At 60.1% G+C, this 12,835-nt stretch carries 13 protein-coding genes; 4 read left to right on the forward strand and 9 right to left on the reverse strand.

Features of this window, described 5'->3' with window-relative positions:
* Positions 1-258: 258 nt before the first annotated feature.
* From ABCP74_RS01230 to ABCP74_RS01250, 5 genes are all read right to left on the reverse strand, one after another.
* Entirely contained in the window at positions 259-2,211 is a 1,953-nt protein-coding gene (locus tag ABCP74_RS01230) for a heavy metal translocating P-type ATPase (protein WP_343000607.1), read from the reverse strand.
* 100 nt (positions 2,212-2,311) lie between these two features.
* Positions 2,312-2,530 carry a cation transporter gene (locus tag ABCP74_RS01235; RefSeq protein ID WP_035137286.1) on the reverse strand — a complete coding sequence of 73 codons (219 nt, stop codon included), beginning with the start codon at positions 2,528-2,530 and terminating at the stop codon, positions 2,312-2,314.
* Between the two features lie 63 nt (positions 2,531-2,593).
* Complete coding sequence (locus ABCP74_RS01240) at positions 2,594-2,938, reverse strand: ArsR/SmtB family transcription factor (protein WP_050766151.1); 345 nt, start codon at positions 2,936-2,938, stop codon at positions 2,594-2,596.
* Between the two features lie 440 nt (positions 2,939-3,378).
* The gene (locus tag ABCP74_RS01245; RefSeq protein WP_343000606.1) at positions 3,379-4,569 is read right to left on the reverse strand and encodes a hypothetical protein; all 1,191 of its coding nucleotides are present in this window, start codon (positions 4,567-4,569) and stop codon (positions 3,379-3,381) included.
* Positions 4,570-4,924: 355 nt separating this feature from the next.
* Positions 4,925-5,893, reverse strand: a complete 969-nt coding sequence (locus ABCP74_RS01250; protein ID WP_118935060.1) for a 3'-5' exonuclease — start codon at positions 5,891-5,893, stop codon at positions 4,925-4,927.
* Positions 5,894-6,064: 171 nt separating this feature from the next.
* On the opposite strand from ABCP74_RS01250, the gene ABCP74_RS01255 reads away from it, so the two are divergent.
* On the forward strand, positions 6,065-7,159 hold the full coding sequence (locus tag ABCP74_RS01255; protein ID WP_343000605.1) for a putative manganese transporter: 1,095 nt from the start codon (positions 6,065-6,067) through the stop codon (positions 7,157-7,159).
* A 167-nt stretch (positions 7,160-7,326) separates the two neighbouring features.
* Here ABCP74_RS01255 and ABCP74_RS01260 read toward each other — a convergent pair whose 3' ends face one another.
* On the reverse strand, positions 7,327-7,809 hold the full coding sequence (locus tag ABCP74_RS01260) for a YaiI/YqxD family protein (protein WP_006235439.1): 483 nt from the start codon (positions 7,807-7,809) through the stop codon (positions 7,327-7,329).
* Positions 7,810-8,412 carry an HdeD family acid-resistance protein gene (locus tag ABCP74_RS01265; protein WP_117797862.1) on the reverse strand — a complete coding sequence of 201 codons (603 nt, stop codon included), beginning with the start codon at positions 8,410-8,412 and terminating at the stop codon, positions 7,810-7,812. It abuts the gene before it with no gap.
* A 235-nt stretch (positions 8,413-8,647) separates the two neighbouring features.
* On the opposite strand from ABCP74_RS01265, the gene ABCP74_RS01270 reads away from it, so the two are divergent.
* The 3 genes from ABCP74_RS01270 (at position 8,648) to ABCP74_RS01280 (ending at position 10,598) form a co-directional block, all read left to right on the forward strand.
* A complete protein-coding gene (locus ABCP74_RS01270) occupies positions 8,648-9,319 on the forward strand; it encodes a nitroreductase family protein (protein WP_343000604.1) in 672 nt (223 codons plus the stop codon).
* Positions 9,320-9,402: 83 nt separating this feature from the next.
* Positions 9,403-9,945: a histidine phosphatase family protein gene (locus ABCP74_RS01275; protein WP_117770195.1), complete on the forward strand. Its 543-nt coding sequence runs from the start codon at positions 9,403-9,405 to the stop codon at positions 9,943-9,945.
* Between the two features lie 17 nt (positions 9,946-9,962).
* The gene (locus ABCP74_RS01280) at positions 9,963-10,598 is read left to right on the forward strand and encodes a histidine phosphatase family protein (protein WP_117770196.1); all 636 of its coding nucleotides are present in this window, start codon (positions 9,963-9,965) and stop codon (positions 10,596-10,598) included.
* Positions 10,599-10,727: 129 nt separating this feature from the next.
* On the opposite strand, the gene ABCP74_RS01285 is transcribed toward ABCP74_RS01280, so the two are convergent.
* Both ABCP74_RS01285 and ABCP74_RS01290 read right to left on the reverse strand, forming a co-directional pair.
* Complete coding sequence (locus ABCP74_RS01285; RefSeq protein WP_343000603.1) at positions 10,728-11,411, reverse strand: DUF1015 family protein; 684 nt, start codon at positions 11,409-11,411, stop codon at positions 10,728-10,730.
* A 39-nt stretch (positions 11,412-11,450) separates the two neighbouring features.
* Entirely contained in the window at positions 11,451-12,671 is a 1,221-nt protein-coding gene (locus tag ABCP74_RS01290; protein WP_117770198.1) for a M20 family metallopeptidase, read from the reverse strand.
* Between the last annotated feature and the right edge of the window lie 164 nt (positions 12,672-12,835).

Consider the following 12,835-nt stretch of genomic DNA (forward strand, 5'->3'; position numbering starts at 1 on the left):
GCGCCGGAACGGTGCGGGACAGCGACCGAGACGAGTGGTCCCACCAACTAAGTCCAACTCAGACAAGGAACCCCGCCAGCAAGCGATGCCCAAGAACCGCCAGCAACGTCATCGCAGGCCGGGACCGGGCTTGGTTTTGAAAACACTTCGCAGCGCGAGGCCCGCCTTTCCGTTGCTCCGCAGGAGCAGGAAAGACGGGCCTCATGCGCGAGGACGTTTTCAAAACCAAGCCCGGCCCCGGCCGGACAGCCACGTATGCTACAAGTTCTTGACACCCATCGCGCGCATGGCGTTCAGGATGGCGATGATCGCCACACCCACATCGCCGAACACAGCAAGCCACATGTTGGCGATGCCGAGCGCTGCCAGCACCAAAATCAGCAGCTTAATGCCCAGCGCAAAGATGATGTTCTGCCAAACAATCGACATGGTCTTGCGCGCCACGCGGATCGCGCGGGAGATGTTGGACGGCTTGTCATCCATGAGCACGACGTCCGCCGCCTCAATTGCGGCGTCCGAGCCCATAGCGCCCATGGCGATGCCAACGTCTGCGCGGGTAAGCACGGGTGCGTCGTTGATACCGTCGCCGACAAAAGCGAGCTTGCCCTTGCCGCTTTCGCCCGCGAGCAATGCCTCGACGCGCTCGACCTTGTCGCCCGGCAGCAGTTGCGCATGGAACTCATCGAGACCGAGCTGCTTGGCCACCGCAGCCGCCACTTCTTCGCGGTCGCCCGTGAGCATGACGGTGCGCTTGACGCCGGCGGCGTGCAGGTCGCGAATCGTCTGCTCGGCATCGGCCTTTATGGTGTCGGCAATTACAATGTGGCCGGCATAGATGCCATCGACTAGCACGTGGAGGATGGTGCCGACGACCTCGCAATCGGGCGCTTCGACTCCGGCCGCGGCGAGCATCTTTGCGTTGCCAACGACGACGTGCTTGCCGTCGATGGTTGCCGTCACGCCGTGGCCCGCGTCGTTGGCGGAGTCGCTAACGCGCTTGGGGTCGACCTCGCCCTGGTAGGCGACACGCACGGACTGCGCGATGGGATGGTCGGAGAACGACTCGGCAAGGGCGGCGACCTCGAGCAACGACTGCTCGGTATAGCCGGCTTCGGGGTGTACCGCCACGACCGAAAACGTGCCGTTGGTGAGCGTGCCGGTCTTGTCAAAGACGACGGTGTCCACATCGGCGAGCGTCTCGAGGTAGTTGGAGCCCTTGATGAGGACGCCCAGCTTGGATGCGCCGCCAATGCCGCCAAAGAAGCTGAGCGGGACGCTAATCACGAGCGCGCACGGGCAGCTGACGACCAGGAAGGTCAGGCCGCGCAGGATCCAGTCGGACCAGGCGCCGGTGACCAAGCCGCCGCCGAGCGCGAGCACCGCGGCAGCGCCGGTGACGGCGGGCGTGTAGATGCGGGCAAAGCGCGTGATGAAGTTCTCGGTGCGCGCCTTCTTTTCGCTGGCGTTTTCTACGAGCTCCAGGACGCGCGCGACGGTGGATTCGCCAAATGGCTTGGTGGTGCGCACGTGGATGAGCCCCGTCATGTTGATGCAGCCGCTGATGATATCGTCTCCGGTTTTGGCCGGGCGGGGGACCGACTCACCGGTAAGGGCGGCGGTGTCGAGCTGGGTTTCGCCCTCGACGATGACGCCGTCGATAGGCACGCGCTCGCCGGGCTTGACCACGATCACGGTGCCGACCGCGATGTCATCGGGGAAGACCTGTTCGAGTGAGCCGTCGGGTTGCTCGACGTTGGCGTAGTCGGGTGCGATGTCCATCATGGCGCTGATCGATTTACGGCTCTTGCCCACGGCGTATGCCTGGAACAGCTCGCCGACCTGGTAGAACAGCATGACGGCGGCGCCTTCGGCCATGTGCGGGTCGGTATCGGGGAAGAGCACCATGGCAAACGCGCCGATGGTCGCGGCGGCCATGAGGAAGCTCTCGTCGAACGCCTTGCCGCGGCGGATGTTGTTGCATGCCTTTTGGAGCACGTCGTAGCCGGCAATCAAAAACGGCACGAGGAACAGTGCGAAGCTGGCGTAGATGTCGCCCGGGGTGCCGAATGCGGCGGTAAGGGTACCGAGCTCGTCGAGGGCGTACACCACCGCAAAAATGCCTAGCGCTACCAGGATACGATTGCGCTTATGCTCAAGGGACTCTTTCTTCTTACGCTTCTTCTTTTTCTTTTTGGGATCGGCGGTGGTCATGACTCGTATCCTCCCATTTGAATGAATGAACACTCGCTCATATAATTTCGCGAGCAAAGGCCGCGGCAAGCGCGGCCTTGCAGGTTGGCGTAAACCCGGGCTAGAGAATGATCTCGCAGTCCGGTTCGGCGTCGGCCGTAAACTCTACAACGCGGTTGAGTACCTCGTCGAACTCGGCGTCATCGGCTTCGAGCGTCAACTTCTGGGTCATAAAGTTGACGGACACGGATTTGACGCCCTCGAGCTTGGCCAGCTCGTCCTGAAGCTCACGCGCGCAGTTGGCACAGTCGATCTCGTCGAGTTTAAACTGCTTTTTCATGGTGGGTTCCTTTCTCTGTATTTGCGGCTTGGGTGCAGGCCGCGCTGGTACCGTGGTTGGTCGCTATTCGCAGATGTGGCTCATGCCCTGGTTGAGCATGGTGTAGACGTGGTCGTCGGCGAGCGAGTAGAGGATATTGCGCCCGTCGCGCCGGAATTTAACCAGGTGCGACTGCTTGAGTGTGCGCAGCTGGTGCGACACCGCGGACTGCGAGGTTTCGGTCGCTTCGGCGATGTCTGCCACGCAGAGCTCGCGGCCCATGAGGGCATAGAGGATCTTGATGCGCGTGGTGTCGCTGAAGACCTTGAACAGGTCGGCGAGGTCGTAGAGAAGCTCCTCGTCGGGAAGGTCCTCGGGCGAGCAGGTGGTGGGGATCGCGGGCTCGGTGGCCTCGGTGTCGGGTTTCATTTCATCAACGCGGATGCTCATTGCAATATCCTTTCATATGAACATGCGCTCATAAAACTTGCTTCCGATTATATGAGCGCATGTTCATATGTCAATAACGTTTAAGTAATTCATCGGACAAAATGATGGGGAATAGTGGACGAGACCCCGGACTGAGCGGTTTTGATAGTCGATGCCGAGGTGGGTGCCCCCGCGCCGTGCAAAAATTGGAGTATTCTGCAATTATTGGGGGTCTGTTTATCTATTCCCGGCCAAATAAAGCCGCTCAAGAGTTATCCAAGGGCGGTAAACAGACAAGATCTTCCTCAAATGTTGCCTAACGTTCCCCTTCGATAGCGTTTTTGTTTCTCATTTGGATTAACTTGTGGGTGTTGGAGGGCCGACCCTGCTGAATATTCGCAATTTTGCACGTCGCTAGGGTACCTACCTTGTTAGCCGGCCTAGTCTCCGGCCCCGAAGACCCTGCCCTCGGGCGCGAGGCTGCTTGTTTGGGCAAATGATGGGCTGTCGGATTCGACAGTCTGCATGTCATCGATTGCCGGAACTTCATTAATTGTCGGGTCATCCAGCGTGATGCCTTCGAGTGTTGCTTTTTCGAGGTCGATTCGTTGGCGCTCTTCGGAATCCTGGCGAAGCTGCTTCTGAATTCGCTTTTTCTCTTCTATAAACCTTCTGAGCACAAACTGTCTCAGGTCCTCTTGCATGATTTGAAAGTCTTTTGGCAGACGCGAGGGGCGTATGCCCTCTTTCCGTTGGATCGCTTCCATGACCCTAACGAAAGCGCTGGCATGCATAAAGGAATAACGGCTGACGGTGATGATTCCGTATCCCATGGACGCAAGCGCATTCTTGCGTTCCTCATCGATGGCGCGGTCTTCTTCCGCGTCATGATAAAAACCGTTGTATTCAATGTCTGTGCGAGATTTCTTTAGATACGCATCCATAAAGAACTTCTTGCGTCTCGTGAGATTCTTTGCGGCGGCGGTGACCTGCACCTCGTAATCGGTCTCAATTCCCTTAATACCAAGCCCTCCTTCGCTTTTGGGCAGCGTTAGCATCATGACAAAGGCCGTTTCCATGGGAGACCGGCATCCGTCGCGCACACATTGGATCGCCTTTCGGGCAAGGGCCAGACCGTCGCATCTGGTAATGGAATTAAAGAACTGCTTTAACCTCTCGGTCGAGGTGAGCGCGAAACGCTCGCTATAAGAGGTGGAAGAGCCGGTTCCAAGGGAGTAAGCGCTGCACAATTCAAAGTAGTACTCCACCAGTTCGCGAAAAGGGAGATAGGTGGCGGCCTGAAGTGCGCAAAGCTCAACGCTAACAATGAAGATGCCATCTTCAAGCTCTATAAAGCGTGAGTTCGAGAATCGTTTTGAAGAAACGTGGCATTGACAGTTCACTGCATAGCGCGCATTCCTGCGATGAAACACCATCACCTCGAGGGAATCATTTGCGTCGAGGGAAACATCATGTTTGGTGAGCCATTCTGCGGCTGCGTCAAGGAGCGTTCCGGTGGGACATGATCCGTAAATCGCGGCAGGGTTACAGGACTCGATGCCTTTCGCAGACACCGAATGCGCGGCCTGGTAGACCGCTTTTGCAGTGGTATGTGACAATACGATACTCATGGTATATATCGTGTCAGCTAATGCCGTGTTGATGGCGCTGAGTGAAAAAGTCGTTTTAGAGGTCTAACCAAATGCTGTCCAAAAACTTGACGCAATTATGAGTTGGTATGCCCTAGATAAAAGTTTTCGCAGCTTAGCTATAGCATATAACTACTCAACTGCCGCACATTTGATAGTGATGCATCACCATCCGATAACGAATTACGTGTCGGGAATTGGCCGAAATCGTTCAAAATGAGGGTTCAGAATTTGTGATGGCAGATTTATTTGTGGAACGTAGGGCGGCCTCGCTGCGGGGGGGGGTTCCCGCTGCGAGGCCGCTCGTGATCTACGCCGGGGTTTGTCGCAGGCGTTTCTACTTGGCGAATAGGTTCTTGAGGTTGAACTCGGCTTGGACGGTGCGGAGCATGAGGTCGGTGTCGTCCAGGCCCAGATGCTGCTCGTTGGCGTCGGCGGCGAGGGTTCCACGGCGGCGCGCCCAGTTCTCGAGCGCGGCGGGGGCGGATTCGCGGGGGAGCGAGCGGACGTCGGCATCCAGGCTGCGGCAGATCTGGCGCGAGTCGATGACGATGATCTTGCCGGCGCGGCGTGCCTCGGCGTAACCGTCCAGATGAATTTTGAACCAGCTGTCCTCGAACGCGGCGTTATGCGCCATGTACGGGTACTTCTTCATAAGCTTGAGCAGCTGCTTCTGCAGTTCCTTGTTCTCGCGGAAGGGCGTTTTGCCGTCGATGTCGTCCCAGGTGATGTGGTGGATATTCGACAGCGGCACGTCCTCGCCGCGATAGATGTCGGGCAGGCCGCAGTAGTGTGCCTCGGCGTCATGCGGCACGGCGTCGCTGGTGAGCTCCATGATTTCCCAGCCCACGTTGATGATGTAGCCGCGCTCGGGCGCGCGACCGGTGGTCTCGATGTCGATGCCCAGCACCGTGCCTTGGATGGGCTTGCGAGCGTAGGCGACGCCGAGCGCGTCGCGGTCGCCGCGGATCTCGCGCATGACGGACGCGGCAGTGCGCTTTTGCATCTTGCCGATGGCGGCGCAGGTGTCGGCGTCGGACAGGCCGCGCGAAAGCGTCGCGGGCGTCACGTTGCGCAGGCGCGCCTCGCCAATCTGGTCGCACAGGTCGCGGTTGCGATCGGCAAGGTCGCGCACGGTGGCAAAGTCGAAGCCGGGGTCGCCCTCGGCGGTAAAGTACTCGGTCTCGAGCACCTTGAGGGCCTCTTCGCCTTTCTGACGTTCGGATTCCATGGCGCCGTGATCGCCATAGATAAACATGGGAATAAACGGCTGGCGCTCGTATTCGAGTGCTTGTGAAACGTTCATAGACTGCTCCTTGGACGGGCCGCGTCGCGCGGCTCGGTGGCATTGAGTTATGGCGAGATGATAGTTTGCCATGGGCAACTATTGGCATCGCGCCTAGGACAACTACAATACCCTAGTTGACCGCTAGGACTTTTACAATGCTGCCGAAAGACACGAAAGGTTCCATCCTTCATGGATTTGCTGATTGATATTTTGCTCGACGCTGGCAAGGACACGCTGTCGCTGGTGCCGTTTTTGTTGGTGACGTATCTGGCCCTCGAGACCTTGGAGCACGTTGCGGGCGACAGCGTTAACGGCGCCATCAAGCGTGCCGGTGCCGCGGGCCCCGCGGTTGGCTCGTTGCTGGGCATGGTGCCGCAGTGCGGCTTTTCGGCCATGGCGGCCACGCTGTATGCCGGTCGCGTCGTGACCTTGGGCACGTTGGTGGCGGTGTTCCTTTCGACCTCCGATGAGATGCTGCCGCTGTTGCTCGCAGAGCAGGTGCCCGTGCAGACTATGGCGATGCTTTTGGCTTCGAAGGCACTGATCGCACTGGTCACGGGCTTTATCGTGGACGCCGCCATTCGCGGCCTGCGTCGTAACGCTCGCGCGCATGCGGCGATTCGCCGTACCGTGCTGGGAACCGCGGCCAACCCGGCCCACGTGAACTGCGCGCACGACGACCACACTGGCGGTGACATCATCGACGAGGTGGCCGAGGCGGGCGTGAGCGCCGACCACATCCACGAGCTGTGCGAGCGCGACCATTGCGGTTGTGATGAAGACGAGGACGAGCACGAACACGGACACGGACATGGCCACGATCACGGTCATGAGGGCGATCATGAACACCATCATGGCCACGGTCACCCCCACTCACACGAAGGTGCGCCCGTCCTGTCGATTATCCGCAGCGCGATCTCGCACACCGTGCAGGTATCGATTTTTATTTTCCTGGTGACGCTGGTCCTAGTCGCCGTACTCGAGACCTTCGGCGAGTCCGCAATCGAGCAGTTCCTGCGCGGCAACGAGACGCTTGCGGTCCTGGGCTCGGCGCTTGTTGGGCTGATCCCCAACTGCTCGGCCAGCGTCGTCATCACACAACTGTACCTGGAAGGCGCGCTGCAGCTGGCCCCGATGCTCGCCGGCACGCTCATCTCTGCCGGTGTGGGCTATCTGGTGCTGTTCCGCACCAACCGCAGCGCCCGCGAAAACGTCCTGTTCCTGATCATGATGTACGTCATCGGTGCCGGCTGGGGTCTCATCCTATCCGCCTTCGGCCTCTAAGTGGGCCTAACAAAACGGGCTTCAAAATAGCCATGCTCGGCGCCTGCACAATGCGGCGACGCATGGCATTTTGAAGCCCCTTTTTTGTTGAGCCATGGATTTTGAGCGCTCACACCGCCCAAAGCAAAAAAGCAGATTTCCGGACATGTCCCAAAAATCTACCTTGGTTAGCGCAGCAGCTCGGTGAGGTTGCGCTTAAAGCGAGCGCGGTCTTCGCTGGTAAATGCCGCCGGTCCGCGAGTGCGTCCGCCGGCGCGGCGCACCTTCTTTTCCTCGTGGCGAATAAACAGTTGCATGTCGATGGTCGCCTTGTCGTAGACGCGCCCGCGCACACCGATTGCGGCGGCATCGCGGCCGAGCACCATGCTCGCCAAGCCAATGTCCTGCGTCACGACTACGTCGCCCGCCTGCAGGCGTTCGACAATGGCAAAGTCGGCGCTGTCGGCGCCCACGCTCACATCGAGCGTCGTGACCCAAAAGCCGCGTCGCGCGTGCTCGGCATCGCGCGGGTCGTCGCGGCGAATGTGCCGTTCCAAGTTTTGCGTGCTGTTGCCGGCGATAACAACGGCGACGCCCGCCCGCCGCGCGCAGTCAATCGACTCGCGCGTGACCGGGCAGGCGTCGGCATCAATAAAGAGCGTTCGCGGCATCTAGTGCACCAGTTTGCCAAATTGAATAGCGCGAACAATCAGCGTTACGCCAAACACCAGCAGCGCGGCGCCGCTAAAGATGACGAGCATCTTGGCCGACCACAGCGGATAAATAAACACGAACATGCCGGCGATGATGGAGAGTGCGCCGCTCAGGATGGCGAGGGCACGGTTGGACGAAAGCTCGGACTCCAGAATGGACATGACACCTTCGACAATCCAGCCAAAGCCGGCCACGATAACCACCATCGTGGTGAGCGTCGCGGTCGAGAAGGCCTGGTTGCGCAGGATTATGACGCCGCCCAGAATAATGAGTAGGTTGGAGATGATGCTCGTCACGCGCCAGCCGGTGGGCAGCAGCGGCTCAAAAATGGCAGTGAACAGCCTGATGGCAGCAGTGATTACAAAGTAAAAACCCAGGACGGTCGTCAAAAAGACGAGGGACTTGGCGGGTGCAAAAAGCAGCGCGATACCAGCAATGAGTGCTAAGACGCCCGTGATGGCGTAGATCCAGCGTACGGCCTTGACGGCTTTGCCCGCCATGCTTTTCTCGTCAAATCCAAACTGGCTCGATTTTTGGTCATCGTTCTTAAAGATGCCCATAATGTCTCCTTTCCGTGCGGCGTAAGCCTTGATCGTTACAACCAGTATCGCTTAAAGGCGCTGGCGTATGGGTCGGGGAGGGCGAAACGTAACCCAAAGGTCCCGAATTGTTTCCGTTGTTCCCCACGTCGCGATTTTCTATTCAACAGGTGTAGAACATTGCAGCCCTGTTCGTTATTGCCTACGTTTTAGGTTAGATTTTCCTAAGGACAATTGGCTTGTATTGGGGGTCCCTATGAACGAAGCAGTTCCCGAGGCACCGTCGAGTGTCGAATCGATGGCAAAGCAGGGTTGCGAAAAGCTCGGCTTGGACGCGTTTGATGCGTTGGTTCGCCGCGCCCGCACGTGCCGTCGCTTTGACGAGTCTATGCGAGTGCCGCGCGAGTTTTTGCTCGAGCTGGCGGAACTTGCGCACCTGGCTCCCTGTGGTGCCAATGCTCAGCGTCTGCGTTTTCATGTGGTAAGCGGTGCAGAGGACTGCGCGCGTGTATTTGACGAGCTCGCATGGGCCGGCGCACTTAAGGACTGGCCGGGTCCTGCCGAGGGTGAGCGCCCGACCGGCTACATCGCGATTCTTGCTGAGCGCGCCGTTCCGGGCAAGCCCGCCGCTCCCATTACCGATGTCGACACGGGCATTGCCGCGCAGACGATGATGCTCGCCGCCCGCAGCGCCACGCCCGAGGTGGCAGCCTGCATGTTCAAGGCCTTTACGCCCCACGCGATCGATGCCATGGGGCTCGATAACGACAAATATGAGCTCAAGCTGATCATGGCGTTTGGCGTTCCGGCCGAGACACAGGTGATCGATGCGATCGATTCCAACCCCGACGGCTCCATCAATTATTGGCGCGACGAGGCGCGGGTGCACCACGTACCCAAGCGTCCGCTTGCCGACGTGCTGCTGTAGTTGTGCGTCGTTGCGGCGCAATCCGGCGGCAAAATCACCACAAAGACTCCTGTCCCCTTTGTGGTGGTACGAGGGGAGGGCATGTGGCCGATCTGTATTTGGTGCGGCATGGGCAGACTGAGCTCAATGTGCAGAGCATTTTGCAGGGCTGGCACGATTCGCCGCTTACGGCGCGCGGGCGTCAGCAGGCGCTGGCGACGCGCGCGGCGTTTGAGGCGTGCGGCGTGGCCTTTGACCATGTGTATTCCTCCCCGTTGGGCCGGGCGCGGCGTACGGCTGAGCTAATTGCTGGTGAGGGCCGCTCGATAGAGCTGGTCGATGACCTGCGCGAGTGGCATTTGGGCTCGCTGGAGGGTACATCAAATCGCGAGATGCCGCCGCAGCCCTGGGGCGATTATCCGGTGGCCTTTGGCGGCGAGTCGGAAGTGCAGCTTCAGTCGCGCATGGTCGCGGCGCTGTCCCGCATCATGGCCAGGCCGCAGCACGACTGCGTGCTGGCGGTTTCCCACGGCTCAGCCTGCCAGGAGTTTCTTGAGTATGTGACTGGCGAGGGAGAACTACCCGACAACGGTGCCGTGCTTCATTTTGGCTATTGCGACGGGGCGTTTTCGCTCTTGGGTTGGTAACGAACGAAAGGACCCCTATGAATAAAGATCTGTATCTGGTCCGTCATGGACAGACGATATTCAACCTTAAGCGTATTATTCAGGGCTGGAGTGACTCGCCGCTTACGCAGTTGGGATGCGACCAGGCGGCGCGTGCCGGCATGTTTTTGCGTGCGCGCGGCATTGAGCCCGATCATGCCTACACCTCCACACTTCATCGCACCGAGCAGACTATCGCCAACCTGTGGCCGGGCTTGGCGTACGAGCGTCTGGACGGACTGCGCGAGTGGTTCTTTGGCGACTTTGAGGCCGAGCGCGTGATGCTTATGCCCGAGCGCCCGTGGCGCGATTTCTATCGTCAGTTTGGCGGCGAGGGCCAGATGCAGGTGCGCGAGCGCATGGTGGCGACGCTGACCGAGCTTATGCAGCGTCCGGACCATGCGTGCGTGCTCGCGGTAAGTCATGGCTCGGCTATCAAGGAGTTTATGGATCACGTGAAGGGCGCGGCGGCAGACGAGCGCGACCGTGTGCCGGGCAACTGCTCGGTGCTGCACTTTGCGTTTGACGACGAATCCGACACGTTTGAGCTGATTGAGATTTTTACGCAGGAGGATTACGCACGCGAGCTGGGCCTTGAACCGCTTGTGGCTACTGCAGGTCCGCAGCGCGGATAACGCGAGCGTGGCGGCTCGGGTCGCCGGCATAACTTCTCGACGCAAAAGGGGCGGAGATACATGTACCTGCTGCATCTCCGCCCCCTGTTTGTTGAGCTGCCGATTTTTGTGCTGCGTGGTCTGGTCTTGCTAGAACCGCGCGACTTGGTGCGTGAGCAGACCCGTCGGAACCTGCGGCGCGGCGCCGGCGATCTGCGCGGCGGGGAACAGTGCGGCTACAGCAAAGTTGAACGGCTCTTTGCCCGTGTAGGTGCCGGCAGCATGGGCATCGTCGGCCAGGAGCTGTGATGCCTCGACTAGTGCGGCAGCGTAGGCAGGGTCGTCGGCCAGTGCCGGCTCCGGCGCCTGGTCGAGCATGGCACGGATGGCGCCGACGGCGTCCTCGCGCTTGACCTCCCACACGCGGTGCGTAATGCCCGCGGGGTCGGTGACGGCGTAGAGCGAGGCGCCCTCTTTGGCAGCGCCCAGGATGATGTCCATGACGGGCGACGCCTCGTAGGCGAGCGACACGGGGCGCGGCTGAACTTTGAGTTCGGCGATCGCGTGCGTAGCGGCGGCCACGTCGGCGCTGGCATCGCCCTTGCCGCCCGCAAGTACACTCGTCGGGCAGATCGCCACGACACCCGTCACACGTCCCGGCTCGCCCGAGCATTCGTACACGTAATACGCCGCACCCGGGTCCTTGAGCATCAGACCATCGGCAATGGCTCCGCGCAGAGCATCGTTGCCGCTCAGGATGCTGCCCATTGCAGGCAGCGCCTCGAGCACGCGGTCCTGAGCCGGGCGGATGCAGGGAAACGGAAGTGCTTTCATGGGCGGTCCTAACGCACGAGTCGGTTTGTTCGCGGCTTATTATGCCCCAACTTGGCCGCTCGCGTCCCAGAGCACGTTATCGGCGAGCGCGATTAGCACCTGCTGACAACGAACGATATCGGCGTGGGGCACATATTCGTTGGGCTTGTGCGCGAGCGCGAGCGACCCGGGACCGTAGCTCATGCAATTGCGGTTACCTGTCTTGCCGGCAATGACGGCGGTGTCGGTGTAGCCGGTAAAGAAGCCGACGGTCGTGTCCACGTCCGTCACGTCATCGGCGGCACGCATGAGCGCTGCTAGAAGGGGAGAGTTCGGGTCGCGCTCGATGGCGGGGCGGTCGCCCGTCACGGTGTAGCTGCCATGGCAACCGGGAACGGCGGCTTCGGCGACGGCGATGGCCTGCTCTACCATGCGCGTCGCGGCGGCCGTATCGGTCGGCGGGGTCAGACGCATGTCGACCCAGACTTTGGCGCGGTCGGGCACGACATAGGGGCGATATCCGCCCTCGATTTGGCCAAACGTGATGGTCGAAGGCCCCAGCTCATCGTGCGCGGGCAGCGCCATAAACGCGCGACGGAGCGAACACACGACCTCGGCTATGGCGGCGACGGCATCCGCGCCCTTCCAGGGCTGGCTCGCATGCGCCGTCACGCCAGTCATTTCAATTTCGAACCACGTACGCCCCTTGTGCGCTACCTGGATCTGTCCGTCGGTGGGCTCGGTGTCCAGCACCCATTCACGCGAGCCGACCCAGCCGGCATCGATAGCTGCCTCTGAACCACGCATAAAGTCTTCCTCGTCGACCGAGCAGATGAGTGAAAAGCCGCGGTGGGGCAGCTCGCCTTCTGCCGCCACGCGCTCGAGCGTATGGACCAGTGCGGCAATGGCGCAGGCCAGGCCACCCTTCATATCGCAGGCACCACGGCCGTAGAGTTTATCGTTGCGCACGATCGCTCCGAGCGGCGGAATGTCCGCGTCCCAGCCATCGCCCAAGGTGACGGTATCCAAATGGCAGATGTAGACGAGCCGTGGCTCGTCGCTTTGGCCCGGCACGGTGACCATTAGATTGCGGCGTCCGGGGAGTACTTCGTGCTCTGCAATCTGCACGGCATCGAGTACCGGATAGCTCAGCTGCGCCAACCGTTCCTCAACCAACGCTTTGATATAGCGCTCAATCTCGTCCTCATACGCACCCGGGTCTGAACTGTCGATCCGCACGAGCCCTTGCGTAAGCCGCCAAGCAAAATCTGTATCAACCATAGGCACCTCACAGATAGTTAGGTCAACATACAGATTGTATGCCAAGAAGCGGCTCAGTGCATTTAATGGAGCGCTCACAAAAATGGGGGCGCCTCTCGTGCGAAAGGCGCCCCCGCGGGCATTCAATGTCAGCGACGGGCAGGCCACATGGGGAACTGCCCGTC

The sequence above is a fragment of the Collinsella aerofaciens genome, from assembly GCF_039062315.1.
Taxonomy (GTDB): Bacteria; Actinomycetota; Coriobacteriia; order Coriobacteriales; family Coriobacteriaceae; genus Collinsella; species Collinsella aerofaciens_BG.

Bases quoted from the DNA above. Each gene is read 5' to 3' on its own strand.
- ABCP74_RS01230 (WP_343000607.1), bottom strand. From the start codon at position 2,211: ATGACCACCGCCGATCCCAAAAAGAAAAAGAAGAAGCGTAAGAAGAAA.
- ABCP74_RS01235 (WP_035137286.1), bottom strand. From the start codon at position 2,530: ATGAAAAAGCAGTTTAAACTCGACGAGATCGACTGTGCCAACTGCGCG.
- ABCP74_RS01240 (WP_050766151.1), bottom strand. From the start codon at position 2,938: ATGAAACCCGACACCGAGGCCACCGAGCCCGCGATCCCCACCACCTGC.
- ABCP74_RS01245 (WP_343000606.1), bottom strand. From the start codon at position 4,569: ATGAGTATCGTATTGTCACATACCACTGCAAAAGCGGTCTACCAGGCC.
- ABCP74_RS01250 (WP_118935060.1), bottom strand. From the start codon at position 5,893: ATGAACGTTTCACAAGCACTCGAATACGAGCGCCAGCCGTTTATTCCC.
- ABCP74_RS01255 (WP_343000605.1), top strand. From the start codon at position 6,065: ATGGATTTGCTGATTGATATTTTGCTCGACGCTGGCAAGGACACGCTG.
- ABCP74_RS01260 (WP_006235439.1), bottom strand. From the start codon at position 7,809: ATGCCGCGAACGCTCTTTATTGATGCCGACGCCTGCCCGGTCACGCGC.
- ABCP74_RS01265 (WP_117797862.1), bottom strand. From the start codon at position 8,412: ATGGGCATCTTTAAGAACGATGACCAAAAATCGAGCCAGTTTGGATTT.
- ABCP74_RS01270 (WP_343000604.1), top strand. From the start codon at position 8,648: ATGAACGAAGCAGTTCCCGAGGCACCGTCGAGTGTCGAATCGATGGCA.
- ABCP74_RS01280 (WP_117770196.1), top strand. From the start codon at position 9,963: ATGAATAAAGATCTGTATCTGGTCCGTCATGGACAGACGATATTCAAC.
- ABCP74_RS01285 (WP_343000603.1), bottom strand. From the start codon at position 11,411: ATGAAAGCACTTCCGTTTCCCTGCATCCGCCCGGCTCAGGACCGCGTG.
- ABCP74_RS01290 (WP_117770198.1), bottom strand. From the start codon at position 12,671: ATGGTTGATACAGATTTTGCTTGGCGGCTTACGCAAGGGCTCGTGCGG.